Origin of the sequence: Streptococcus dysgalactiae subsp. dysgalactiae, from assembly GCF_900459225.1 — a bacterium.
GTDB lineage: Bacteria > Bacillota > Bacilli > Lactobacillales > Streptococcaceae > Streptococcus > Streptococcus dysgalactiae.
In genome coordinates, this window is sequence record NZ_UHFH01000003.1 from 1203589 (window position 1) to 1229926 (window position 26338).

The following is a 26338-nucleotide window of genomic DNA, read 5'->3' on the forward strand; positions in this document are numbered from 1 at the left end:
CGTTAGTTAACGTCTTTCGTATCAATGATGGGAATTTTCTTGTCTTTGCCAAAAGGTTTTGTCAGATCTTGACCAGCATAGTAGGTTTCAGAGATTTTCTGCAAGCTACCATCTTTTTTCATGTCTTTAATAACAGCATCGATTTTTTTCTTAAGGCTGTCATCTTTTTTGCTCATGATAATCCCTTGTTCTGTTGGGTTGTACTGAACATCACTCATTTTGACGTTTAAGTTTGGATTTTGAGAGAGCATATAATCTACAAATAGTTTTTGAGCTGGGTAGTCATTTGGAATGAAATCTGTTCGACCATTGGCCACATCGTTGAGGTAAACATCTCCTGTAACATTATCATAGGTTACGAGTTTAGCTCCCTGCTTTTGCGCTACTTTCATGTATTCTGTTCCAGAAGCACCAGCTGCTTTTTTACCTTTCCAGTCGCTAAGATCTTTTTTAGACATGTTTGAGCTGCCATCAGCACGCACAATCATCCCTCCTACACCATATTTATAAGGTGTAGAAATATGGTATTTTTTCTGACGTTTTGGGGTAATGTCAAAGTTATTAAGGGAAATATCCACGCGGCCACTATCAACTGAGGTAAAGGCTTGATCAAAACCAGTTTCAACAAACTTAACTTTAATATCAAGACGTCTACCAATTTCTTTGACCATATCTACTTCATAACCCACTAATTCATTGTCGTCATTATAAAAAGAAGTAGGTTGGTAGGTTCCGGGAGTGGCTACTTTGAGCACACCTTTTTCTTTGATAGCGTCCCAACTTGATTCTTGAGATGGATGTGACGCACAGGCAGTCAATAAAAGGCTGGCAAGTCCGATAAACAATAAGGTAACTGATTTCTTCATAATAACTCCTTTAGTAAGATAAACTATAGTATAACACTCAAACTATTTGACAGTTATTGGTAACGCTCACAAGGTTACAAAAAGTATTCTATAATAGGTCAACTGTTTTATAAGATTATTATTGAGGAGTCTTCAATAAACCCGCCAATTCAAACTGCTCTGCAATTCCTAATAATAGGTCCTCTCTACCTTTAGCTGCAATGAATTGAATGCCTATTGGGAGACCTTCTTTTGTTTCGTAAGTGGGCAAACTGATAGCTGGCTGCCCAGTTAGATTAGGCAGAGCTGTGTAAGGATTAATGGTTAAACTCTTAGTAAACATGGTTTCGACCAGATTGAATTGCTCTTCACTGCTGAAAATTTCAGCTTGAGCCAATCTAGCCATGAGTTGAGAATCTGGAACAAGTTCTCCGTGTTTAGGGGCCGGTGTATTGGTTGTAAACGTTAATAATAGGTCGTAGGACTCATGAAAGGTTGCCATAGTTGCGCTATAAGCATCCCATTTCTGAAGAACCTGTGAGTAGCGCCAAGCAGGAATGTCTTTACCTGATTGGTAAATAGCCCAAGTCACGGTTTCCATATCGTCCTTGGTCATTGGGCGTCTAAAAGCGGTTTCTATACCAGCAAACATAGCAGCTGTTTCAACACTATTCATCATGTAGTAATGTCGAATAACTTCTGGCATGTTTACAGGAAACTCTTGCAATTCAACCAGATGATGTCCCTGCTCTGTTAGACAAGCTACAGCTTGTCTTAAAGCCTCGGAAGTATCTGCTGATACGGGCCTACCGTCAATTAACCGTTGGTAAAACGCAATTTTTAAGGGACGCTTTAGCGGCTCCTCAATCTTTTCTTTGGCTAACTTTGCAAGAGGAAATGGACTTTCCATTTGTTCCATCTGTAAATGGTAAAGCAAGCATCGTGTATCTCTAACTGATTTGGTCAAGGCAAAATGAACTGAGGCTCCTTGCCAGCCTCTATAAGAGCCAGGTCCAACAGGTATGCGTCCACGACTAGGTTTGAGCCCAATTAAGCCATTAAACGAAGCTGGAATCCGAATAGAGCCACCCCCATCACTAGCTGGTGCTAGTGCACTAATTCCAGATGACACCAAAGCTGCCGCACCACCTGACGAGCCACCAGCATTGCGTGTTTTATCATGAGGTAATGAAACCGGGCCATGGAGCTGACTATCACTAATATTTTTAAAGCCAAATTCAGGTGTGTTAGAACGCCCTAAAATAATAAATCCCAAGTCTTCTAACCTTTTCACGAATAAATCCGTTTTAGTCGCATGATGATTCTTGAATAGCTTAGAACCTGATGTTGATAAGTCTCCCTTCAATTCTTGGCCCAAATCTTTCAAAAAAATGGGAACTCCTGCAAAAGGCTTACCTGAAAAATCCCTTTGTTTAGCCTCTTCTAGAGCTGCTTCAAAGCGTTCTGAGGTAATAGCATTTAAGATAGGATTTAATTCTTTTGCTTTGTGAATGGCTTGACTGACCAGCTCTAGAGGGGAGATTTCCCCAGTTTGAACTGCCATAGCCATAGCCGTTGCATCATGATAAGTCATGGTAACTCTTCCTTTCTGATACTGTCTTTCTAAAACATCCTTTTTTATTAAAACACAAATCTCATCAAACCACCATTAAAAGGCTAGGAGCAGTCCTTCTTGCCTGATATCAGCTAGTTCATTACAATTCAAAAAGGACTGCTATACTGAAGTGACCCCCAAAAGTTGGATATTATATTTTAAGTTAAGGATTGAGTTCTGTATTGCACAGGACTTAGTCCTCTTAATGTAAGTTTGATTCGTTTAGTGTTGTAGTAGTTGATATATTCTGAAATAGCTGTTTTTAATGTTTCGAGGGAAGTAAATTCCTTCTCAAACCCATAAAACATTTCTGTCTTCAATGTTCCAAAAAAAGATTCCATCATGCCGTTATCTAAGCTATTTCCTTTACGCGACATGGACGGTCTCATTCCATGCTCCTCAAGAAAATGATGGTAGTAAGTGTGTTGATATTGCCATCCTTGGTCACTATGTAAAATAGTGCCCTGGTAAGTTTGTTCAGGAAAAGCCTCGGAAAGCATCGTTTTAAGTTGTTGTAAGTTTGGCGAGGTAGATAAATGATATGCAATAATCTCACTGTTAAAGCCATCAAGAACTGGTGATAGATACAATTTTTGATCACTAGCAGGAATTGAAAACTCTGTGACATCGGTATAACACTTCTTAAGTGGTTGGGTAGCTTTAAATTGACGCTTAATGAGATTATCAGCTTTCTTGCCAACCTCACCTTTATAAGAGTTATAGCGACGTTTCGCACGGATTCTAGCTTTCAAACCAAGTTCTGTCATCAAACGTTGAACTTTCTTATGATTAACTTTATAGCCTCGATTTTTAAGTTCGAGGTGAATTCTACGGTAACCATATCTCCCTTTGTTCTCAGAATAAATATCTTGAATAGCTTCTTTTAATTCTTTGTTGTTATCTCCCTGAGTTAGACGTTTAACCTGATAATAGTAGGTTGATCGAGACAGCTTCAAAATATTAAGTAGGATTCTTAAATCAAATACATTGATTAGTCCTTGAATGATTTCTGTTGCTCTTTGAGCCTTGCTTCGACCCTCAATCGGAGTTCTCTCAACTTTTTTAGTACGGCATTCTCCGCTCTAAGGTACTCATTATCATATTGAAGACGCTCTAATTCAGTCATTTCTTCAAGTTTTCTCTTTGGTTTGCGTCCTATCTTTACAGGTCTCCCTCTTGATTTCTCAAGAATAGTATACCCGTTTTTCTTGTATTGCGCTATCCAATTAGGAAGCATTCCCTTGTTTGGTAATCCATAATCTAGAGAAACCTCTAGCTGAGACCTACCTTTCATCAGAACTTCGTTTATGATTTCCTGCTTTAGTTCAGGAGAATAATACCTATTTTTCCTTTTACAAACACTTTCCAATCCGTGTATATCAATAAGGCGGACCATGTATTGAAGGTTATACTTACTCATATTAAATGTTTGACTGATTTTAGGCCATGTCCAACCAGATTGTCGTAAGCGATAGATTTCAATTTTATCTTCATAACTTAATTTCATAGAAAAACACCCCAAAAGTTAGATTTGTTGTCTAACTTTTGGGGTGCAGTTCATGACGGCACTCCTTTTTGACTATCTTTCTCGAGGCGATTTTAAAACGGTCCAATAGTAGGCCACCTCTTGGTAACCTTGATGTTCATACATGGCACGATTTTCTTCTTCGGAAATCAAAATCACCTTCTGATAATCCTGACTAGCTCGATACTGCAGATTTGTTCCAATACCGCGTCCTCGATAGGCTTCTTTCACATAAAAGTCATCCATTTCAATGTAATCGCCACATTTCCAAGCTGTGATGTCCCCTACAATACTACCTTTATCAAGAGCAAGGTAAATAGCAGAGCCCTCAGTCCTTAGGTAACTTTCGTTGTAAGCTTGCATTTGATTAGCATAGGTTTCGCCGTAGTCAAGGTATCCCTCATATTTATAAGCCAGATAATCTGAGAAAGTGGCCTCTGAGAGTGGCTCAATGCTAATAGAATCACTATCATGCCAAGTTAGATTTAATTGATTACGACTATTGGTATAGATGAGGTGTTTCTCAAAGTCAAAGCCTTTTTCTTCTAAAAATACTTTTAGGTCAGCAGATAATTCCTGATTTTCTTCAAAAAAGACAAAAGCATAATCACTGTCATAATTTTCTTGTTCCTTGGCTAAATAAGCTAAATCCTCTTTTAATTCTACAACAGTGGGCATACGATAGTAACTAAGGTAATTCGAAAAATAACGTTCTGAGGTAGTGGGATTTTTATAATGGTGGAAGCGTTCTGTTTTCTGATAAACAGGTTCTCCCGCTTCCAGTAAAGCTTTGTAAGACATAGTGCATTCCTTTCCGTAAAGCAGGGAGATTAGCGATAGTTTACCCTTGCCAATTTTCCTGGTCTTCTTTGAATTTTTGAAGTAGCTGCAGGCCATCAGCTGTAATGTAGCCTTTTTCTTTAGCTACTTGGATTAAGTCACTGTAAGTTGACAAGGTAATCAGTTGCACCCCTGCTTCTTCAAAATTCTGACTAGCTTTTGGTAACTCATAAGTGAAAATTGCAACCACTCCCAAAACGTCTGCTCCCTCACGTTTAGCGGCTGCGGCTGCATCTAGTACCGACCCACCTGTTGAAATCAAATCTTCAATAATAACCATTTTTTGACCTTTCAAGACTCGCCCTTCAATCTGGTTCCCAGCACCATGATCTTTAGGTTTGCTGCGAATGTACGCAAAAGGAAGTGACATCTTATCAGCAATAATAGCTCCGTGGGGAATCCCTGCTGTGGCTGTACCAGCGATGACCTCAACTTCTGAGAAATGAGCCTTAATAGTGTCCACAAAACCATTTTCAATAAGGTTGCGCGTCTCAGGATAAGATAGGGTAATACGATTATCAGTGTAAATAGGGGATTTGATTCCAGAGGCCCAAGTAAAAGGATTCTCGGGTTTTAAATAAACAGCTTGAATATCAAGTAAATCGGATGCAACACGGCTTGCTAATGTCATCTTTTCATCTCCTTGTTTGTGTTCGTTTTTTTTCATGTTAACTCATCATTATGTTTTTGCTTAACTTGTCCATTCAGCTTTTATGGCTTGGTAAGCAGCCACTGGATCTTCTGCCTGAGTAATAGGACGCCCAACCACAATATAGTCACTTCCAATAATTCTTGCTTGAGCGGGAGTCATGACGCGTTTTTGATCCCCAACAGCGCTACCTTTTGGTCGAATTCCAGGGGTTAAACACACAAATCCGTTAGGGGTTTCAGCTTTGATGCGTTCTACTTCATGAGCTGAACAAACCACGCCATCAAGTTGAACTTTAGCTGCTCTCTTGGCATAATGTAAAACGGATTCCAAAAGACTAGACTGAATGTTTTGGTCCTCTCGCATTTGTTGCTCACTGGTAGAGGTTAGCTGAGTTACTGCTAGCAAGATTGGACCTTCTCCTAAACCTTCTCTAGCTGCTTTTAGCATCTCAACACCCCCTGCTGCTTGAACAGTTGCCATATCAATTTCCAATTGTTTCAAGACTTTCATTGCAGAATACACGGTATTGGGAATATCATGTAATTTCAAATCCAAGAACACACTATGTCCTAAACTTTTGACATATCGAATAATCTCTGATCCTTGAGCGTAATATAACTCCATACCAATCTTCACATAGAGTTTTTCTTCTTTTGGAAAAAGTGAAAGAAATGCTGTCACCTCCTCAACTGTTGCAAAATCTAGGGCAATAATCGGTCGTTCTTCTCGCATAACTCATCCTTTCTAAGCGCACTTAACAGGGTTAGACTAGCAAAAAACCTCGCTTCCAAAGAAGCGAGGCTACACCAAAGTAAGAGGGAAAGTTCATCCTCTTTTTCTCCTGTATTCCTTGTTCGCCTCTCTGGACGTCATTTAAAGGTTTTTATATTATTTTAGTTATTGTATCTTTTTTAGTCACAGAAGTCAACTGTCCCTATCAGCTTTAATCCATTGCTTGATGATGTTCTGCAACAACCACTTTAGGGCTTTGATAATGTTTGATAAAGACTTCTTCTTCTAAGTTAACCAATTTAATGTGGTCATAAAGCACCTCTGGAATAGGTTCTTCTTTGAGGGACATGGCAATAATTTTTAAGGAGGAGAAGACATCAATCAACACACCAAAAACTCGAATACGCTTATCACCAATAATAGCTTGAAAAACTTCCTTTGATTGACACAAATCAATGAGGTGGTCTACCCCCTTGATCCAATTGTCAACAATATCCAGCGTTTTATTCATTAATTTAAACGCTGATTCCTCATACCAAAAGGTCGATTCAATTAAGCGTTGTTGCTTGTCTAAAGTAGCGATGGCAGCAACAATGTCCCCAAATTCAGATTGAACCAAATGAGTTGGAAATTCACCTCCAAGTATGGAAGGTGTTCGCCCAACAAGCTTCAATTCATCACGAAAAAGGGTCAAATAGTGGATACTGACTAATAATTTTTGGATTAAGTTTTGATGACTAGTTTGTTCAGCCATATTCACACGATCACCACCCTTTGATTAGAAAAAAACTGATTTGTTAATACTATTAATATAACACAAGAAAAATAAAAGGGCAACGAAATTGCTGAAAGTGATTTTTAAAATCTTGGGACATTAAAGTCCTAATTTGCTGGGAAACTCACTAAATAGCCAACACCAGTTAAGGCATACTTTCGAAACATTTGTGCTTGCGTCTTTATTTTTTTTGAGATAGACTGTATCTATGAGAATCCAACAATTACATTACATTATCAAAATTGTCGAATGCGGCTCTATGAACGAGGCAGCCAAACAATTATTTATTACACAGCCAAGCCTTTCCAACGCGGTCAAGGACTTGGAAACTGAAATGGGGATTACTATTTTTATCCGAAATCCAAAAGGGATTACCTTAACAAAAGACGGGGTGGAATTTTTATCTTATGCGCGTCAAATCATTGAGCAAACCTCGCTGTTAGAAGACCGCTATAAAAACCAAAACACCAGCCGAGAATTATTCAGTGTCTCTTCTCAACACTATGCCTTTGTGGTTAATGCTTTTGTGTCACTCCTCAAGCGAACAGACATGACCCAATACGAGCTATTTTTGCGTGAGACGAGGACCTGGGAGATTATTGATGACGTTAAAAACTTTCGTTCTGAAATCGGGGTTCTCTTTATCAATGATTATAACAGGGATGTTTTGACGAAACTCTTTGATGATAATCATTTGACGGTAACGTCTCTCTTCAAGGCTCATCCTCATATTTTTGTCAGCAAGTCAAACCCTTTAGCTAAGAAAAGTCTTTTAAGTTTGGATGATTTGACTGATTTTCCTTATCTGAGTTATGATCAAGGCATTCACAATTCCTTTTACTTTTCAGAGGAGATGATGGCTCAAATGCCTCATCGTAAATCCATCGTGGTCAGCGATCGTGCTACTCTCTTTAATCTCATGATTGGTTTAGATGGTTACACAGTTGCTAGTGGTATCTTAAATAGTAACCTCAATGGAGATCAGATTGTGGCTATTCCACTAGATGTCCCTGATGCTATTGATATTGTCTTTATCAAACACGAAAAAGCTAATCTTTCTAAAATGGGAGAACGGTTTATTAAATACCTAATTGAGGAAGTCTCTTTTAGTCAGCCGCCTTTTTAATAGATTACAAAAAACACGATAGCAAAACCTTTTAGGGTTGAGTTACCGTGTTTTTGTTAGCCATGAAGTCTAAGCGATCTTTAAAGACCCAGTTCCTTTTTAATAATGGCATTCATTTGATCAAAGTAAAATGGCTCACTGTGGTAATTCACACCTGAAAAAGTCGCTAAGGCGATAATATTTTCTAGAAAAGCCTGAGAAGAAAAATGAGTTGTCCGATGTAATTCTTCTTCATCAAAGGGCTTAATCAAGTGTGCTAAGGGATTACGAACCGATTTCTCAAAGGTTCTCAAAGAAAGAACAAGATCCTTGATTTCTTGAGGTAAATGGGTCAAAGCCAATAAATCGGCCAAACTTTTGGTCGTGACGTTACGGGATTGTCTTTGAGATAAATAAGTTTTGAAAACCTCGTGATCAGATTCCAACATGGCCTGAAAATGCCAAGTATCATATTGGTCATTCTTTGTGTCAAAAATATAACGTTTAATATTTGGAATTTCTGCCTCTATTAATCTGAGAAAAAGCCGATAAAGAATAGGTGATACAGACCTGACAAAGTCAATGATAGCACCATTCTTCACCTTAACTTCCAAATCTAAAATATAGTTAGCAATTTGTTCTTCTTCAAGTGTTTGGTTTAGCCATACTGACAGGCCATAGGTTTTTTCAATAGTCTGATTCTCTGCTTGATGCTCTGACAGGAAATTGAGGTTTAATTCTCGTCGTTCTTTGAGCATTTCTAATAAATAGAGAGCGGATTTTGGAAAATCCGATAATATTTGTGCAACCTTAAAGGCGTGATTATAAGCATAGACATCCAAAAGGATGTCTATTGTTTGAGTGTTAATCATTGGCAATTAAAGTTTCCAAACCAACTTTCATCATATCAGTGAAGTTGGTTTGACGCTCTTCAGCTGTAGTATCTTCAGTTGGATCATTCAAGTTATCTGAGATCGTCATGATTCCAAGGGCTTTAACCTGGTGCTGAGCCGCTAAATAATAAAGAGCTGCTGCTTCCATTTCGATGGCTTTAACACCCAATTTACCAAGAGCCATGTTACGTTCAGGCATGTTAGAGTAAAAGACATCAGAAGAGAGCACATTCCCAACATGAGTTGTCACACCCATTTCTTTGGCAATATGGTAAGCCTTATCAAGCAAGCCAAAATCAGCAATTTGCGGGAAATCAAATTCTGGAAAATCGTTACGAATAATGTTTGAGTTGGTTGCGGCTGCTTGAGCAAGTACCAGTTCACGCACATGAACATCAGGGTCGATGGCACCAGCAGTCCCAACACGAATCAATGTTTTCACGCCGTAGTCAACAATTAACTCACGAGCATAGATGGAAATGGAAGGCATTCCCATACCCGTTCCCATAACAGAGACACGGTGGCCTTTGTAAGTTCCTGTGTAGCCAAACATGTTACGGACCTCATTGAAGCAAACAGCATCTTCAAGGAAGTTTTCCGCGATAAATTTCGCACGTAGAGGGTCTCCAGGTAGAAGGATTTTATCAGCAATATCGCCTTGTTTGGCAGAAATATGAATAGACATCAGTTATGATACAGAGAGCGACCAGAAAATGACTGAAAAATTGAAAACTGACAAGAAACACCATCTTCTTAGGCAGTTTCTCCTTTTTTCCGAGTTTTCCGCTTGAGTTCAAATCAGAAAGAACTAACTCTCTTTCCTTTCTTATTTTTAAATTAAGTGGATGGGAAAGATGCCCACATTCCCTTATATAGAATATGGAATCCATCGCACATTTATTCATTTATTATTTTTTGTTAATTAATAATCCCAGAAAATTGCATGCTAATCCTAGAATAATAAAGGAAACAGCAAATTTTACGAGATTTTTAATGGCAAACACGATACCAACTAAACTAAGAAAAATACATAAAACAAATAATATTTTTCTTAGTTTAATATGATACCTACTTATCATATTTTCCTATTTTTTTCTTCCGAAAAAGCAAGTGACAAGAAGGTTAATCTCGCACCTAAAAATATGATAACTAATATTCATTGTCAGATATCAAATTGTAGATTCTAGAGCGAGGCCACTGAAAAGATAGATTCAGTGAGTACTCTCTTTTTTATCCTACAACTCAGCTAAAATAGCTTTAACAAGACCTTTAAAATCTTCTTTGATATGTTCAGTCACTTCAACAACTTCTTCGTGGTTCAATTCTGATTGGAAACCAGCTGCAAAGTTAGTGATGGCTGAAATACCAAGTACTTTAAGTCCAGAATGAGCAGCCACAATAACTTCTGGCACAGTTGACATGCCGACAGCATCTGCTCCTAATACTTTGAAAGCACGGATTTCTGCTGGTGTTTCATAAGTTGGACCAGTTAAGCCCATATAAACACCATCTTCTAACTTGATGTTCATTTTTTCAGCCACTTCATGTGCCTTATCGCGATAAACCTTAGTATAGGCATCGGACATATCAGGGAAACGTGGACCAAACTCCTCCAAGTTTTCACCAATTAGTGGGTTATTTCCAGTCATGTTAATATGATCTGTGATTGCCATCAAGGTACCCGGGCCGTAGCCAATACCTCCAGCTGCATTTGTGACAAGAACGCCTTCACATCCCAGAGCTTTCATGACACGAACAGGGAAAGTCACCACTTCAAGCGGATTTCCTTCGTAAAAATGGAAACGACCTTGTAGGGCAAGTACTTTACGACCAGCTAAATCACCGTAGACTAATTTTCCAGCATGGCCAACAACTGTTGATTTGCCCCAGTTTGGAATATCTGCATAATCAATAACAACAGGATTCTCTACTTCTTCAGCAAGTTCACCAAGTCCTGAACCTAGAATTAATCCAAATTCTGGGGCTTCAATTCCCTTAGCAACTAAAAAGTCTTTTGTTTCGTTAATTTTAGTCATCAATGACATCTTTTTCTCCTTTTACCTCAATAGGGTTCACAATCTCGCCATCCTCTTTAATATAAGGACTAGGCAGGGGAACAGGAAGAATATCCAGTAAAGTCTCAGAAGGACGGCAAAGTTTTACTCCTTTGCGAGTCACAACAATAGGACGATTGATCAAAATTGGATCCGCCAACATGGCATTAATAATGTCTTTCTCAGCTACTGCTTGATTTGCTAATCCATGAGCCTCAAATTCAGGAACATTGGTTCGTAAGAGTTCTCGCGCAGAGATTCCCATAGATTGTAAGAGCTCAAGTAAAGTCTCCCGATTAGGGGGCGTCTGCAAATACTCAATAATAGTAGCCTCAATACCTGCATGACGAATCATGGCAAGAACATTACGTGAAGTGCCACAGTTTGGATTATGATAAATCGTGATTTCTTCCGTTATCAATTACTAACTTTCTTATTTTAAGTGACCAAGGAATGATTCACCAATCATGGCTGTATCAACTCCAAAATTTTCTGCAACAGTTGCTGAAATATCCGCAAAATGCCCTTGTGGAATAAGACCATTTCCAGTAAAGGATGCAGAGTAGGCAAGCAATGGGATGTATTCACGAGTGTGATCGGTGCCTGCATAGGTTGGGTCATTACCATGGTCAGCAGTGATGAGAAGCAAATCGTCTTCTTTCATATTTGCGATGATTTCAGGTAGGCGATTGTCAAATTCATGCAAGCAGTCACGATAACCTTCTGGATCACGACGGTGACCAAAGTTTGCATCAAAATCAACAAGGTTAGTAAAAGAGAAGCCTTTAGTAAACTCAGGTAATTGAAGGGTCTTAATAAGCGTGTCAATACCATGACTGTTTGATTTGTTATGTCCCATATCATTTGTAATACCTGAACCGTTGAAGATATCATTAATCTTACCAACGGCATAAGTTGGGACACCTGCGTCAGCCAGTTTGTTCAAAACGGTATCTTGGAAAGGAGACACTGCATAGTCATGACGGTTAGCTGTACGAGTAAAGTTTCCTGGCTCCCCTACATAAGGACGTGCAATAATTCGACCTAAAAGAGCAGGGCGCTCAAGAGTAATGGAGCGAGCGTACTCACAAATCTTGTAAAGCTCCTCCACAGGAATAATGTCTTCATGAGCTGCAATTTGAAGTACTGGGTCTGCTGACGTGTAAACGATCAACTCACCTGTTTCCATTTGACGTGGACCAAAATCATCAATAACCGCAGTTCCTGAATAAGGTTTGTTGGCCTCGCGAATGATTTTGCGACCAGAAAACTCCTCAATCTTAGTTAAAATCTCTTCTGGGAAACCATTCCAGAAAGTGTCAAAAGGTTCCGTAATGTTCAAGCCCATAATTTCCCAGTGGCCTGTCATGGTATCTTTTCCAAGAGATACTTCTTCCAATTTGGTCACGTAACCAGTAGGAATGTTTTCTGCTGGAACGGTTTGTAGTGGCACTGGGCGAGGAATATTACCAAGTCCAATTTTTGCCATATTCGGAACAGTTAAGCCTGCTGTCTTTGAAATATGGCCGAGGGTGTCAGAATCTGTATCAGCTACACCTGCATTAAAGAATTTGTCAGAATCTGGTGCTGCACCAATACCAACAGAATCTAAAACAACTAAGTGAATACGATTAAATTTTGACATAAGTCTCCAATCTAAGGGAGGTTACGGTTGGCTCCCTAAAACCTATAAAATATTTTTAACACAGTTACTATACTAAGACTAACCTGCTTTAGGCGCTTCTAAAACAGTAACGCCCGATTTGCTCGCAACAATCACCTTATCGACCATACCGTTAAAAAGACCGTGTTCCACAACACCAACTGTCCCATCTAACAAGCGACCAAAGGCAACGGGATCCTCAATGTAACCTAAATCAAGGTCAATAATATAGTTTTGCATATCGGTCACCAAACGACTGTCACCTTTCATCCGGAAAGAAGGTTTGTAACCAGCTTTTTCAAAGACACGGAGTAATCGGTCAGCACCGTATTGAACCACTTCGACTGGTAATTTAAAGGCACCCAAATGCTCTACCATTTTAGAATCATCCACAACCCAGATATATTCTTTTGTTGGTGTGGCCACAATCTTCTCCATCAATAAAGCTGCTCCTCCCCCTTTGATACCGTTGAAGTCTTTATCAACTTCATCAGCACCATCTACAGTGAGGTCGATGCTATCAATCTCATCTACTGATTTTAAAGGGATACCTAGACTTTCTGCTTGTTTACTGGTTACACTTGATGTCGTAACCCCGACCACTTGCAGTCCTTCTTCCTTTACACGACGGCCAATTTCTTCAACAAAATAGTAGGCGGTTGATCCTGTTCCCAATCCAATGGTCATACCATCTGTGACGTATTGGGCAGCAGTAACCCCAGCGATTTTTTTGAGTGCTTCCATGATTCCCCCTTATATTAGATTTGCGTCCTAGCACTTTATTATACCATGAAAGCGCCCGCTTGTTAATGAAAATATCTGATTTTCTCCTCTTGTCATAGCAAGACCTTGCTTTCTGACAGGACTTGATTTAAAATAGATGGCATGAGTATAACTAAAGAATTTGATACAATTACTGCCATTTCAACCCCTCTTGGTGAAGGGGCTATTGGCATTGTCCGTCTATCAGGAACAGATGCGCTTGCCATTGCACAATCTGTTTTTAAGGGAAAGAACTTAGAGCAAGTAGCTTCTCACACCATCAACTATGGTCATATCGTTGATCCTAAGACAGGAACTATTGTCGATGAGGTTATGGTGTCAGTCATGCTGGCTCCCAAAACCTTTACCCGTGAAAATGTAATTGAAATCAATACGCACGGTGGTATTGCGGTAACTAACGAAATATTACAATTACTGATTCGACAAGGGGCTAGAATGGCAGAGCCAGGTGAATTCACCAAACGTGCCTTCTTAAATGGTCGTGTTGATTTGACTCAGGCTGAGGCTGTCATGGACATTATTCGTGCTAAAACAGACAAGGCTATGACAATTGCGGTCAAGCAACTGGATGGCTCCCTTTCCCAGCTTATCAATGATACCCGTCAAGAAATTCTCAATACCTTAGCCCAAGTTGAAGTCAATATTGACTACCCGGAATATGACGATGTGGAAGAAATGACAACTGCTCTGTTACGTGAGAAAACACAAGAATTCCAAAAGCTTTTGAAAAACCTCCTCCGCACAGCTAAACGCGGCAAGATTCTTCGCGAGGGACTATCCACAGCTATTATTGGACGACCAAATGTCGGTAAGTCAAGCTTGCTTAATAATTTGTTACGAGAGGACAAAGCCATCGTCACTGATATTGCAGGAACTACCCGAGATGTCATTGAGGAATACGTTAATATCAAAGGAGTTCCTCTCAAACTTGTCGATACGGCTGGTATCCGTGAAACAGATGATTTAGTCGAACAAATCGGAGTTGAGCGGTCTAAAAAAGCTCTTCAAGAAGCTGACCTTGTTCTCCTTGTGCTGAATGCCTCTGAACCATTAACTGACCAAGACCGATCGCTATTATATCTCAGTCAAGACAGTAACCGTATTATATTGCTGAATAAAACAGATTTGGAACAAAAGATTGAATTGGAACAGTTGCCAGCGGATCTTATTCCTATTTCGGTGTTAACCAACCATAATATTGACCTGATCGAAGATCGCATCAACCAGCTTTTCTTTGACAACGCTGGTTTGGTAGAGCAAGATGCCACTTACCTGTCAAATGCCCGCCACATTTCTTTGATTGAAAAGGCTGTACAAAGTTTGGAAGCTGTCAATGATGGTTTAGCCCTTGGCATGCCAGTGGATTTACTACAAGTTGATCTAACCAGAACTTGGGAAATCCTCGGAGAAATCACAGGAGACGCTGCTCCTGATGAACTCATTACCCAACTCTTTAGCCAATTCTGTCTTGGTAAATAGTCAGAAAGCCCAGTGGGCTTTCTGAGCTCTGAACTTGGAGATTTTATATTTTTACAAGAAATGTCGATTCGTACTAGAGATTATCTTATTGTGAAATTTTTAATATCTCAACTTAACGTCGCAATCAAAACAACAAGAGAATTATTGATGGTATGAATAAGCCAAGGTGCCGTCAAATTTTGAAACCAAATTCGAGAAAGCATGAGTGAAATTCCTAAAAACAAGACATAAGCCATTACCGCTGGAATAATATGTAGTACTGTAAAAACAAAAACTACTATTGATGCAGCAAGCCATTTGGAAAAATACAATTGAAGCCATTCAAATAAAAATCGTCTGAAAATAATTTCTTCAATGAAGGGAATTAATATACCTACTGTTAGTTCTATGACTAGAACAACAGCCCATCCCAAAGCCATAGTTTCACTACTAATCCCACCAGCCTTTGCTTCATGGGGTATTTTAAAAAGGAACGAAAACAAGCCTGCTCCCGCAATGGAAAAAATAAATGTCAATGGAATCCACCACAATAGATGCCATAAGGAATGCTTCCCTTTATGAAATCCAAAATCAGATAGAGACCAATTATTTTTTAAAGAATAGCCATACCAGAGGACAATTAAACTACTTATACTTCCACCAATCATTACTGATAGAGTAATCGAAGCAGAATTTCGGAAAATGAAACCGAATAAAATTCCCCATATAAATGCACCTAAAAATAGTGCAATAAGTGCACCCGCAGCCCAATAATAATCTTTTTTATTTCCGATTTTTCTCAATATGATTTTTCTCCTAATCAATTAGGACTATATTGCTTTACTAATACAATTATTATATCACAAAATGTAAAAGAATATTAATAATTTACCAAGAGCAAAATACTTAATATGACTTTGTGAGAAAAATTTATCCAGTAGTCGATTTCTTTCTGAAATTAAAATAGAAAAAGAAGTACTTATTATTATATAACTCCAAACAAAAAAGAGGGTTGTATAGTCCCTCTTCCATATGAAATACTTTTTACTGCTTGTGGAAAAGTAAACCAAAACCCTCTAAAGCCGATACTAATCTCATTTAGTATCCAATTCAAGCCTAAAGCAGCCGGCCATCCTCACTAGCTTCATTGAATAAATCAACGTTAGTTGCTTTCTACAAAGTAGTAATATCATTTTTTACATCCTTTGCAAGTTTTTTATCTATTTTCAAATATTTTTTTATTAGATTATAAATAAATGAAATCGATAGATAGGAAAGTTAAATACTTTTTTATTTAGTCATGTAAATCCCCGGATTTCTTCAAACAAAAAACTCCCTAACTGTTTTAGCAACCATCCAACTCCTTATTAAATTAGCAATAAGTCTATTGTCACTTAATTCTTTTCGCCGTAGTTAAGCGGTTATTATAGGCATGGAATGAATTAGATTTCCTCAAACAGTCACTCTCCTGACTGTTGAAGTGTTCAACTCACAAATGAAAGGAACAATAATATATATTTGAAATTAATTAAATAAGCAAAAAGAAGCCTGACGGCTCCTTTTTGCTTATTTAATTAATTCATAGATAGCTTCAGCATAAATAGCAGCAGAGTGATAGATGTTTTCTAAAGGCATATATTCATTGGCTTGATGCATGGTGTTTTCATCGCCTGGGAACATAGCTCCAAAGGCCACACCACGTTCTAGCAAACGACCAAAGGTTCCTCCGCCGATAACTTGTTCATAGCCTTTAAGACCTGTTTGTTTTTCATAAACAGCAAGCAAGGTTGCTACCAATTCATCATCCATTGGCACATAATGAGGTGTATGCTCATGCTCAGAAAGGCTTACCTTAGTTAATCCTGATAGTTTTTCCAATCCTGCTTTTAGGGTTGCAGCATCAGTCCCTTTTGGATAACGGAAATTCAAGGCGATGGTATTGTCAGCTGATTGACTATCAAAGTTGAAGACACCTGCATTCATGGTCAAGGCTCCCATACGGTCGTCGGTATAAGCAAGGCCTAATTTTTCTGCCGCAAAGTCCTCATGAAGCACTTCACCTGCCACATGTAAATAATCTTTAGCAGCCCCTTCAAAGGTAAATTGATTCAGGAATTTAGCTAGTAGGGTGGCACCATTGATTCCAGCTTCTGGGGTTGACCCGTGAGCAGACTTCCCAATAATAGTTACTTCAATTTTACTATCAGAAGCCTCCATAGCGCCTTTAACACTATGTACTGATAAAAATTGCTCCAAAGCTGCTTCTAATACATTAAGGTCATGCGGTGCCGTGATGACTGCTGTTGCAGATTCTGGTACCATATTTTCACGTAAACCACCTTGGAAGCGATGAAGCACAAAAGCTCCCTGATTTTCTCCTGTAAAATGAAGGTATTCGGTGATGTTTCCTTTTTCGCCATTGATAATTGGAAATTCGGCATCTGGTGAGAAACCAAAGTCTGGATTTTTCAAACCGTTATGGGCAAAGTAATAATCCATATCACCCCAGCCAGATTCTTCATCAGTACCAACGATAAACCGTACCTTTTTAGACACAGGTAGACCCAATTCTTTAATGATTTTAAGGGCATAATAGCACGCTATGGTTGGTCCCTTGTCATCCGAAGACCCACGCGCATAGATGCGATCGTCTTTAATCACTGGCTCATAAGGATCGGTATCCCAACCGCTACCAGCTGGCACAACATCAAGGTGACCAAAGATTCCTAGCACTTCATCACCTTGACCAAACTCAAAGTCCCCCGCATAGTTATCGATATTACGCGTTTTGTAACCATCACGCTCAGCCATTGCAAGGAAATGCTCCAGGGCCTTAACTGGTCCTGGTCCAAAAGGGTGTTTGTCATCAGCTAATTGGTCATCACGTTCTGAATTGATACGTAACAGGTCAATCAAATCCGCCAACATGGCTTCTTTACGTTTGTCAACTTCTGCTTTAAAATCGATACTTGTCATTTTTTCTCCTTCTTATACTTCTTTCCTTAAAAAGGTCATCACTATTAAAAATCCTAGATTTCCTAGCCTATACAACGAGGAATAAAAGAGCATCTTGCTTTAGCTGTCAGATAAGGTAAAACCATTAAGAAGTATTTATCAGCTGATGCTAACAGCGTGAGACGATGTAGATAATAATTACCTTCTTTCAATCACTTCGTCAACGGGTAGACGATAACTAGGTTCTGGTTTTTCATCACTGTAACCAACTGTAATCAGCAATTCTGGACGGAAACGCGGATCAATGTCTAAAATCTCATTGGTTGTTGACTTATCAAAACCAAGAATAATATTAGATGCTATTTTTTGATCCGTCAAAGCTAACACCAAGTTCATAGCCACAATACCAGCATTAATAGCTAAATATTCACCTGTTTGAACCTCGTTAAACGAAGCAAATCGTGGTGGCAATGTTTCCATGTAATAGCCAATTAAGTCGTCTGGCAATGATTTGACACCAATACGAGCAATTTTACGAGAACGCAAGGCCAAATTAGTGTCTGAAAATAAGGCAATCACATATTGAGCCTGTTCTACCTGAAGTTTATTTGCTAGCGGTAAGCCTTTAGCAAGCTCATCTTTTTTCTCTTGAACCACTACAAATTTCCATGGTTGAATATTGTTAGCACTAGGTGCTAGAGTCGCAATTTCAATCGCCGTTCGCAAGTCATTATAGTCAACTGGCTTGTCATTAAAGGTCTTAATGGCATGACGTTTTTTGTTCAATTCTAGAAATTTCATCTCAAAACTTCCTATCTAATTCTGATTTTTAATACCCTTTCATTTTACCATAAAAAGTGTTTAAAGCCTTCTGAAAATCACAATTTCACGACATTTCTATTTTTTATTACTAATTAGCTTAAATTTTTTGATTTATTTCTTTTTGAGCAGTAAGATATCTATATCAGAATAATATTAAGACTGACCAACAGGAAAGTCTGCTACAATTCACCTCAGTTAGGGAAATATCTCTACAGGGTATCCAGCTATCTGAATTGTAACACGACTTTCCTTCAAGATCGTGTTTTGTCATTAGCTAAATGAGGACATTCGTATGAGTAAGATAAAAGCATCTGATGCGATGATAAAAGTTATTGAAGCAGAGTAAGACGATATGCCACAACCCCATTCTGGCATTGACCTCATGGATATTGATTTTGCTAAAGCTGCTAGTGCCATGGGCGCTAAGGGCTTTACGGTTCATAGTTTAGCAGAATTCAAAACGGCTTTTCAAGAAGCTCAAGGGGGCTACTGGTCCTGTGGTAATTGACGTTGAAATCGCTAACAATCGTCATCTTCCTGTGGATCAGTTACGTTTGAAGTCAGAAACATACGATACTGACCTCGTGCGTCAGTTCACAGAAACTTACGAAACCCAAGGATTGTTATCATTTAGTCAGCTATTGAAAGACGTTCAAAGTCACTAAGATAAAAAGAAAAACGTCTGAGACAGAAATGTTTCAGGCGTTTTTAATTGTGATTAACTTTGCTGACTGTCTGTCAGATGCTGATGGACAGCTGATGCCACCGCTCTAGGAATCCCTAAAGAATGAATCTCATCTGGACTAGCTGCCGCAATGGCTGTCATGGTTTTAAAATGTTTAAGCAGTATCTGCTTGCGCTTCGGACCTAGTCCTGGAATCTTATCCAATTTCGAAGAGAATGAATTTTTACTGCGAACCTGTCGGTGGAAAGTAATCGCAAAGCGGTGCACCTCATCTTGGATGCGATGCAAGAGGAAAAATTCTTCTGAATTACGGGGTAAGGGGACTACCTCGAGTGGCTTGCCAAAGAGCAATTCATGGGTCTGGTGCTTATCATTTTTTTGCAGGCCCGCAATAGGAATAGTTAATCCTAGTCGGTCTTCAATCACTTCTCTGGCCGCATTGACTTGCCCTAGCCCACCATCAATGATGATTAAATCAGGAGCTACCAGTCCTTCATGTTTAACACGGCTATACCTTCGAAAAATCACTTCCCTCATGCTGGCATAATCATCTTGGCCCACCACTGTTTTAATCTTAAATTTACGATAATCTTTCTTATTAGGTTTCCCGTCAAGAAAAACAACCATAGCCGCTACAGGGCTTGTCCCTTGAATATTGGAATTATCAAAAGCCTCAATACGGACTGGCTTGTCAATCCCTAACAAGTGGCCTAGATTGTCAATGGCACCGCTAGTTTTCTTAATATCTTTTTCCAACAAATCAAATTTCTGCTGAAGGCTAACGCGTGCGTTCTTGGTCGCCAAAGCCACCAATTGTTTTTTCTCACCTCGTTTTGGTTTGATGATTTTTGTTGGCACAATAGCGGCTACTAGTTCTTCATCAATAGCTTCTGGAATAAAGACTTCTTTGGGGATGAAATGCTGTTTATCTTGATAAAACTGCCCCATATAGGTTAAAAAATCTTCTTCCGCGTCGTTGTAGTAAGGAAAGAGGTTGACATCCCGCTGGATTAATTTCCCTTGACGTACAAAGAAAACTTGGACACACATCCATCCCTTATCAACAAAGTAGCCAAAAATATCCCTGTCTTGCAAGTCCTTACTCATCACCCGCTGCTTAGTGCGCATGGTGGCAATACCTGAAATCAAATCTCGATATTCAGCAGCACGTTCAAATGCCATTTCCTCAGAAGCTGCTAACATTTTTGCCCGCAGCCCATCAATAATCTTATCATCCTTGCCATTCAAAAAGTGTTTGACATCCTCTACCAGACCATCCCAATAAGCCTTATCTGTATGGCAGATGGTATGAGCACAACACTGTCCTAAATGGTAATAAAAACAAACCTTATGGACAGGGTTTTTACATTTCTTAAAAGGGAAAATACGATCCAGCAATTTTTTCACTTCGTTAGCGGTGTACGAATCTGGATAGGGTCCGAAATATAGGCCGTCATTTTTCTTAATCTGTCTCGTAATGAGCAGGCGAGGAAAGGTCTCATTGGTGATTTTGATAAAAGGATAAGACTTGTCATCTTTGAGCTTGATATTATATTTGGGCATGTTCTCTTGAATCAAGTTGATTTCAAGCAAGAGGGCTTCAGTATTTGATTCGGTGACAATAAATTCAAAATCAGCAATCTCAGACACCAATAATTCTGTCTTGGTATCATGGCTACCACGAAAATAAGACCGCACTCGGTTCTTCAAATTCTTAGCCTTGCCTACATAGATAATGGTTCCCTCTTTGTCCTTATGCAAGTAGCAACCAGGGCTATCTGGCAAGAGTTCTAGCTTGTGTTTAATCAGTTCATTCATGCTACTAGTTTATCAAAAATTTGGGTTTTTGACTTCAAAAAAGAGCCCTAGGGCTCCTTGGTTAAAGTAATTCTTTTTCCATCACGCTTAGAACACCTGAATCGTTATTTGACATGGTCACAAAGTGTGCCGTTTCCTTTACCTGATCGCTGGCATTCGTCATGGCGTAAGAATGCACGGTTAAACGAAGTATCTCAAGGTCATTATTGCCATCTCCAAACGCCATTAATTGATCAGGTTCTAATTGCCATTTATGCAATAAATAAGTCAGGGCTGTCCCTTTAGTAACCCCTTTTCCAATAACATCAATATTGCCATGACCAGAAGAAACAGCAGCCACTTTATCTCCCAACTGCTGATTGAGCTCTTCAACAATCCTTATGGTCTCCTCCTCAGGGGTATTAAACGAAAACTTCAAAAAGCATTGTCTGGTAACTTGCTGAAATCATCAACTTCTTCTAAAGCAGTGTAATAGGTCTTGAAAAAAACTTTGGTTTCAGATGCTGCACTGCTTAAAAGGTAGGCAGCGGTCTCTCCACAAATAATAGCCTCTTGGCTAAACTGATGCTCCTCCAAGTAAGTAAAGACCTTCTCAACCACCTCTCGATTCAAAGGATAACTAACCAGCACCTTTCCATTTTCAACGATGTAGGCACCACTTTCACTGACTATCGTTATCTAGTCAGCGTAGTCTTTGAAAAATCCTTTGATTTGGTCGTATTGGTTGCCACTGATGGCAACAAAGCGTTTCCCTTGCCCCTGTAAAGCCTCAAAAACATGGGCAAAGCGCTGACGGTCATAATCATTAGCATCTGTCAAAAAAGTGCCATCCATATCTGTTGCAAAAACATTAATGTCCATAATATCTCCAAAAGAACCCCTAAAAACAAGCACTATGTCCTTAGGGGTTGAAAAATTACTGTTGATTTGGGGTGTAGATAAGGTGTTCGTTTACAAAAGAGGTAAAACCAAGCTCACTCAATTCACGGCCATAGCCTGAATTTTTAATCCCACCAAATGGGAGCTCTGGAAGACTAGTGCAGCCTGAGTTGATAAAGGACATACCAGTTTCAATCTTAGCAGCCACTGCTTCCGCATGCTCTTGATTGCTACTAAAGATAGTACCTCCAAGACCATAGTTAGAATCATTCGCCACTTCAATCGCTTCTTCTTCAGAAGATACTTTGTAGATTTCACCAACTGGTCCAAAGATTTCTTGGTAGTAAACAGGGTTGTCTTTTGTGAGGCCAGCAATAATGGTTGGCATGACGAAATTACCTGGATGATCAATCGCTTCACCACCATAAACCAGTTCCGCACCATGATCCAAGGCCAACTTAATTTGGTCAAGAACATCTTCTTTAGCTTGAGCTGATGATAATGGTGCCAACGTCGTTTCGGGATCCATTGGGTCACCCCATTTAGCTGTTTTGAAGACTTTTGTTAATAATTCTTTGAAACGGTCATAGTCTTTGTCAAGCACGATAAAACGTTTCGATGAGGTACATACTTGTCCTGCATTGTAGAGACGAGAGAAGTAAAGAACCTTCTCTAATTGATCCCAATCCGCGTCATCAAGGATAATAAAGGCATCATCGCCACCCAATTCAAGAGTTGTTTTTTTCAAGTTTTTACCAGCTTCTTCTGCAATGCTAGCTCCTCCACGTTCGGAACCTGTCAAGCAGACACCAACCACACGTTTATCAGCAATCACTTGTGACACTTGGTCATAAGAAATAAACAGATTGGTAAAACTACCTGCTTCAGCACCAGCTTCAAGAACTAATTCTTCGAAAGATTGGGCAGAGCGTGGGCAAATGGACGCGTGTTTTAAAACCATTGGGTTCCCAACAATAAAGTTTGGCGCAAAAACCCGCATGATTTGATAGTAAGGAAAATTCCAAGGCTCAACAGCTAGGATAACACCTGTTGATTGTTTCAAATAGTAAGCCTGACCAGAATCTGTTTCTAGTGGCGTAGACATCAAAAATTCATCTGCCTTATCAGCATAGTAATCAGCAATATCAGCACAAAGATCTACTTCACCTTGGGCTTCTGTGAACAGTTTTCCCATATCTTTGGTCATGATTTCAGCGTATTTGTCTCGGTCACGACGAAGAATATTAGCCACTTGATGAAGCTGGGCTTTACGTTCTTCTAAACGATCTTCCTGACGCCATTTTTTATAGAGAAGGTGAGCTCTTTCAAGAACATCTGCCACACCTTGGTCGGTCATGTTGTCGAATGCATGAAGGACTTCATTTGTATAAGGGTAAATTGTTTGATAAGCCATCATATATAGCCTCCTTTGCTTAATACCTTTAGTCTATCAGAAATCGAAATCGATTTCAAAAAATGACTACGCTATTTTTAAAGGCTATTGTCAGTTGTTCCCATAATAGAGGTCAGCAGGGCTTGATAATCTGACACCTCATAAGTCGGATGAACAGGGCTGTTATTCAGGAGATGCTTTGGGTTGTACCATAAGGTATCCATGCCAGCATTAATTCCCCCTTGAATATCAGCCGATAAGCTATCGCCAATCATCACAGCCTGGTCAGGTTGGTAATGAGGAACCTGCTGGGTCATCCAATCGTAGAAAGCTTTGTTAGGTTTTTGACTACCCGACTGTTCCGAAATAAAAATGGCTTTGAAGTAAGGCACCAAACCAGATGCTTCCAATCGACCTTGTTGGATTGTTGCGATGCCATTGGTTGCCACATATAGGTTGTAGCCTTTGGCGACTAGTTTTTCTAACAGTTCCTTAGCACCAACATAAACTTGCCCTTGATGCTTTAAATGCTTTTGATAAGCTTCTGCTAACTCCCTACCATCAACCGTCACTCCAAAATGAGCAAATAGCAGAGCAAAACGAGAATTAATCAAGTCTACTTTACTAATACCTCCATACTCCAATTGTTTCCACAGGTTTTGGTTCATCGGTTTATAGTAGTCCTTATAGGCCTTAATATCAGTAACTTGATATTCTTCTAGCAACTTGGTCAAGGCAACCTCTTCTGCCGCATCAAAATCCAGTAAGGTGTGGTCAAGATCGAAAAAAAGGTGTGTATATGTCAAAGTAATCTCCTCACTAGTGATAACCCTATTATACCACGCCCTTAAATTGGTTTAAGGCGTGACCTGAATAATCCAAGTTATTCTCATTTTTTCAATTGACAAGTGAACATATTAGCAGTAAACTGAAAACAAGAAACAAATCAAATAAAATTGATATGAGGAAATCCTAGTGAGTAATTATCATAACGGCATTCAGATTTTTAAAGCACTAGCCGATAATAATCGTCTTACTATTTTAGAGTATTTAAAAAATGGTGAAACCTGTGCCTGTGTGTTAATAGAAGAGCTAGGCATTGCACAATCTGCCCTATCCTATCATATGAAAATCTTGTGCCAATCTGGACTTGTAAGGAGTAGACAAAAGGGGAAATGGAAACATTATAGCCTGAGTGCTGCCGCTGGCCAAGAAGCAGTTGACCTACTAAATGATATTCTATCCCTTCATGATCCTTCCTCTAACAATTGTGAATGTCGACAAAAGTCATCGTGAGGATGGCTTTCATTTTAGAAAACAAATCAAAAATATTTGATGTCACTTAAAAGGAGGAAGCATGTGGTTATTTGTACAAGAACACATTCTAGGAATGAAATGGTTAAATGAGCTAATTGGAAAAATTCTCTCCTCTTTGGGAATAGAGCTATCATCAAGGATAGGAGGAAGCCTACAGTTTTTCTTTTACGATGTGATTAAAATCACTATTCTACTTGGCGTTTTGATTTTTAGCATTTCATACCTTCAAAGCTACTTCCCACCCGAACGTAGTCGTCGTATACTCACTCGATTTAATGGGCTAACAGCTAACTAGATAGCAGCGCTGTTAGGGACAGTAACCCCTTTTTGTTCCTGCTCTTCCATTCCACTTTTTATGGGGTTTACCAGTGCAGGACTTCCAGTTGGTGTCACTTTTTCATTTTTGATTTCATCTCCCATGGTTGACTTAGGCAGTTTAGTTCTTTTAATGAGTATTTTTGGAGCAAAAGTTGCTAGTCTTTAATGTTATCCTTGGCTTGGTAATTGCCATTCTTGGTGGTCGACTCATCCAAGCGCTAGGGATGGAAAAATATGTAGAAGAATTTATCAAGAATGCACCGTTGACTAATGGCACATTAAAAAAATTATCCTGTCAAGATCGGCTAACCTTTGCTAAGGAACAAGTTATTGAGACCTTTCAAAAAGTCTTTCCTTATATTTTAGTTGGGGTTGGTATCGGCGCCCTTATTCATAATTGGATCCCAGATCATTGGGTAACTAGCATATTAGGCAGCCATAACCCTTTAGGAGTCATCCTTGCCACTGTTATCGGAGTGCCTATGTACGCTGATATTTTTGGAACAATACCCATCGCCGAAGCCTTGTTAGGTAAGGGCGCGCAGTTAGGAACTGTTTTGGCTTTCATGATGGCAGTTACAACTCTCAGCCTACCATCTCTCATTATGTTGAAAAGAGCTGTTAAGCCACGTCTACTAGGTACTTTTATCGCTATTTGTACTCTGGGGATTGTTTTAGTAGGTTATTTATTTAATATGTTACAATATCTCATCATTTAGGAGGAATTCATGATGACTCAAACCATTTTTAAAGTGTTAGGATCTGGTTGCAAAAAATGCAATCTTCTAGAAGAACATGTGAGACAAGCTTCTCAAGAAGAAGGTGTCCCAGTAACCATTGAACACGAAAAAGACTTTACCGAGATTGCTAAATATGGTGTTATGGCGACCCCGGCTTTAGTATTGAACGAGGAGGTTGTTTCTTCTGGCAAAGTATTGACAGTTGAAGATATTAAAACCATTCTTCGCAACAGTTACCAGTCATAAGCTTGACCAACTCTTTGATAGACATCAGATTTGATCAGTTCAACAATTGCAAAAAGGCCATGGACGTTGATTGAGGCTCCAAAAGTTAGATAAATATCTAACAATTAAGAGTCCGTTCACTTGTAGTCCAGGCCTTTTGACGTCTATTATGGTTATTTATCGTTTCAATGCTTTGCAAGCTCTGATTCTGAGATGGCTTATTGTTCTTGTTCGTTCTAGAAATAT

General features: G+C 39.2%; 25 protein-coding genes and 2 pseudogenes. 7 read left to right on the plus strand and 20 right to left on the minus strand.

Features of this window, described 5'->3' with window-relative positions:
• Positions 1 to 2 precede the first annotated feature (2 nt).
• The 7 genes from DYD17_RS06330 to DYD17_RS06360 all read right to left on the minus strand — a co-directional run bounded on the left by DYD17_RS06330 (position 3) and on the right by DYD17_RS06360 (position 6969).
• Positions 3 to 866 carry a transporter substrate-binding domain-containing protein gene (locus DYD17_RS06330; RefSeq protein ID WP_003051055.1) on the minus strand — a complete coding sequence of 288 codons (864 nt, stop codon included), beginning with the start codon at positions 864 to 866 and terminating at the stop codon, positions 3 to 5.
• 118 nt (positions 867 to 984) lie between these two features.
• Entirely contained in the window at positions 985 to 2439 is a 1455-nt protein-coding gene (locus tag DYD17_RS06335) for an amidase (protein ID WP_003051057.1), read from the minus strand.
• Between the two features lie 179 nt (positions 2440 to 2618).
• Positions 2619 to 3967, minus strand: a protein-coding gene (locus tag DYD17_RS06340) for an IS3 family transposase (protein ID WP_115276406.1) whose coding sequence is annotated in 2 segments (ribosomal slippage) — positions 2619 to 3526 and positions 3526 to 3967 — 1350 coding nt in all. Because the reading frame shifts where the segments join, the coding sequence is not laid out codon by codon here.
• A gap of 72 nt (positions 3968 to 4039) precedes the next feature.
• Complete coding sequence (locus DYD17_RS06345) at positions 4040 to 4786, minus strand: GNAT family N-acetyltransferase (protein WP_003051063.1); 747 nt, start codon at positions 4784 to 4786, stop codon at positions 4040 to 4042.
• 40 nt (positions 4787 to 4826) lie between these two features.
• The gene (pyrE, locus tag DYD17_RS06350) at positions 4827 to 5456 is read right to left on the minus strand and encodes an orotate phosphoribosyltransferase (protein ID WP_003051066.1); all 630 of its coding nucleotides are present in this window, start codon (positions 5454 to 5456) and stop codon (positions 4827 to 4829) included.
• A gap of 60 nt (positions 5457 to 5516) precedes the next feature.
• Entirely contained in the window at positions 5517 to 6209 is a 693-nt protein-coding gene (pyrF, locus tag DYD17_RS06355) for an orotidine-5'-phosphate decarboxylase (RefSeq protein ID WP_115252918.1), read from the minus strand.
• Positions 6210 to 6420: 211 nt separating this feature from the next.
• Positions 6421 to 6969 (minus strand): hypothetical protein, encoded by a 549-nt coding sequence (locus DYD17_RS06360; protein WP_115276407.1) that lies wholly within the window; start codon positions 6967 to 6969, stop codon positions 6421 to 6423.
• 223 nt (positions 6970 to 7192) lie between these two features.
• Here DYD17_RS06360 and DYD17_RS06365 point away from each other — a divergent pair, with 223 nt between their 5' ends.
• Positions 7193 to 8110, plus strand: a complete 918-nt coding sequence (locus DYD17_RS06365) for a LysR family transcriptional regulator (RefSeq protein ID WP_115246060.1) — start codon at positions 7193 to 7195, stop codon at positions 8108 to 8110.
• Positions 8111 to 8190: 80 nt separating this feature from the next.
• On the opposite strand, the gene DYD17_RS06370 is transcribed toward DYD17_RS06365, so the two are convergent.
• The 6 genes from DYD17_RS06370 to rpiA all read right to left on the minus strand — a co-directional run bounded on the left by DYD17_RS06370 (position 8191) and on the right by rpiA (position 13443).
• Positions 8191 to 8961: a hypothetical protein gene (locus DYD17_RS06370; RefSeq protein WP_003051075.1), complete on the minus strand. Its 771-nt coding sequence runs from the start codon at positions 8959 to 8961 to the stop codon at positions 8191 to 8193.
• A complete protein-coding gene (gene deoD / locus DYD17_RS06375) occupies positions 8954 to 9667 on the minus strand; it encodes a purine-nucleoside phosphorylase (RefSeq protein WP_003051077.1) in 714 nt (237 codons plus the stop codon). The genes DYD17_RS06370 and deoD overlap by 8 nt, the downstream gene beginning before the upstream one ends.
• Before the next feature lie 550 nt (positions 9668 to 10217).
• Entirely contained in the window at positions 10218 to 11027 is an 810-nt protein-coding gene (locus DYD17_RS06380) for a purine-nucleoside phosphorylase (protein WP_003051078.1), read from the minus strand.
• Positions 11011 to 11457, minus strand: a complete 447-nt coding sequence (gene arsC, locus DYD17_RS06385; protein ID WP_003051079.1) for an arsenate reductase (glutaredoxin) — start codon at positions 11455 to 11457, stop codon at positions 11011 to 11013. The genes DYD17_RS06380 and arsC overlap by 17 nt, the downstream gene beginning before the upstream one ends.
• Positions 11458 to 11469: 12 nt before the next feature.
• Positions 11470 to 12681, minus strand: a complete 1212-nt coding sequence (locus DYD17_RS06390) for a phosphopentomutase (RefSeq protein WP_003051080.1) — start codon at positions 12679 to 12681, stop codon at positions 11470 to 11472.
• A gap of 78 nt (positions 12682 to 12759) precedes the next feature.
• The gene (gene rpiA, locus DYD17_RS06395) at positions 12760 to 13443 is read right to left on the minus strand and encodes a ribose-5-phosphate isomerase RpiA (protein ID WP_003051081.1); all 684 of its coding nucleotides are present in this window, start codon (positions 13441 to 13443) and stop codon (positions 12760 to 12762) included.
• Between the two features lie 141 nt (positions 13444 to 13584).
• Here rpiA and mnmE point away from each other — a divergent pair, with 141 nt between their 5' ends.
• Positions 13585 to 14961 (plus strand): tRNA uridine-5-carboxymethylaminomethyl(34) synthesis GTPase MnmE, encoded by a 1377-nt coding sequence (gene mnmE, locus DYD17_RS06400; protein ID WP_003051082.1) that lies wholly within the window; start codon positions 13585 to 13587, stop codon positions 14959 to 14961.
• 107 nt (positions 14962 to 15068) lie between these two features.
• Here the strand turns inward: mnmE and DYD17_RS06405 are convergent, their stop codons facing one another.
• From DYD17_RS06405 to DYD17_RS06415, 3 genes are all read right to left on the minus strand, one after another.
• Positions 15069 to 15743, minus strand: a complete 675-nt coding sequence (locus DYD17_RS06405; protein WP_115252920.1) for a CPBP family intramembrane glutamic endopeptidase — start codon at positions 15741 to 15743, stop codon at positions 15069 to 15071.
• 763 nt (positions 15744 to 16506) lie between these two features.
• A complete protein-coding gene (pepV, locus tag DYD17_RS06410) occupies positions 16507 to 17916 on the minus strand; it encodes a dipeptidase PepV (protein WP_003051087.1) in 1410 nt (469 codons plus the stop codon).
• Between the two features lie 177 nt (positions 17917 to 18093).
• Entirely contained in the window at positions 18094 to 18696 is a 603-nt protein-coding gene (locus tag DYD17_RS06415) for a nitroreductase family protein (protein ID WP_003051089.1), read from the minus strand.
• A 373-nt stretch (positions 18697 to 19069) separates the two neighbouring features.
• Between DYD17_RS06415 and DYD17_RS11160 the strand changes: the two genes are divergently transcribed.
• Together DYD17_RS11160 and DYD17_RS11165 are read left to right on the plus strand one after the other, a co-directional pair.
• Positions 19070 to 19225, plus strand: coding sequence for a thiamine pyrophosphate-dependent enzyme (locus DYD17_RS11160; RefSeq protein ID WP_003051090.1), 156 nt, complete (start codon positions 19070 to 19072; stop codon positions 19223 to 19225).
• A complete protein-coding gene (locus tag DYD17_RS11165; protein ID WP_236593279.1) occupies positions 19215 to 19382 on the plus strand; it encodes a hypothetical protein in 168 nt (55 codons plus the stop codon). The genes DYD17_RS11160 and DYD17_RS11165 overlap by 11 nt, the downstream gene beginning before the upstream one ends.
• A gap of 53 nt (positions 19383 to 19435) precedes the next feature.
• Here DYD17_RS11165 and uvrC read toward each other — a convergent pair whose 3' ends face one another.
• The 4 genes and pseudogenes from uvrC to DYD17_RS06450 all read right to left on the minus strand — a co-directional run bounded on the left by uvrC (position 19436) and on the right by DYD17_RS06450 (position 24298).
• The gene (gene uvrC / locus DYD17_RS06425; protein ID WP_115252921.1) at positions 19436 to 21220 is read right to left on the minus strand and encodes an excinuclease ABC subunit UvrC; all 1785 of its coding nucleotides are present in this window, start codon (positions 21218 to 21220) and stop codon (positions 19436 to 19438) included.
• Positions 21221 to 21281: 61 nt separating this feature from the next.
• Positions 21282 to 22081, minus strand: a pseudogene (locus DYD17_RS11340) (Cof-type HAD-IIB family hydrolase).
• A gap of 55 nt (positions 22082 to 22136) precedes the next feature.
• Entirely contained in the window at positions 22137 to 23513 is a 1377-nt protein-coding gene (locus DYD17_RS06445) for an NAD-dependent succinate-semialdehyde dehydrogenase (protein ID WP_003051105.1), read from the minus strand.
• 77 nt (positions 23514 to 23590) lie between these two features.
• Positions 23591 to 24298 (minus strand): YjjG family noncanonical pyrimidine nucleotidase, encoded by a 708-nt coding sequence (locus DYD17_RS06450; RefSeq protein ID WP_003051107.1) that lies wholly within the window; start codon positions 24296 to 24298, stop codon positions 23591 to 23593.
• Positions 24299 to 24467: 169 nt separating this feature from the next.
• Here DYD17_RS06450 and DYD17_RS06455 point away from each other — a divergent pair, with 169 nt between their 5' ends.
• The 3 genes and pseudogenes from DYD17_RS06455 to DYD17_RS06465 all read left to right on the plus strand — a co-directional run bounded on the left by DYD17_RS06455 (position 24468) and on the right by DYD17_RS06465 (position 26113).
• The gene (locus DYD17_RS06455) at positions 24468 to 24788 is read left to right on the plus strand and encodes an ArsR/SmtB family transcription factor (RefSeq protein WP_003051109.1); all 321 of its coding nucleotides are present in this window, start codon (positions 24468 to 24470) and stop codon (positions 24786 to 24788) included.
• 61 nt (positions 24789 to 24849) lie between these two features.
• Positions 24850 to 25846, plus strand: a pseudogene (locus DYD17_RS06460) (permease).
• Positions 25847 to 25855: 9 nt separating this feature from the next.
• The gene (locus tag DYD17_RS06465) at positions 25856 to 26113 is read left to right on the plus strand and encodes a thioredoxin family protein (protein WP_003051110.1); all 258 of its coding nucleotides are present in this window, start codon (positions 25856 to 25858) and stop codon (positions 26111 to 26113) included.
• Positions 26114 to 26338: the final 225 nt, after the last annotated feature.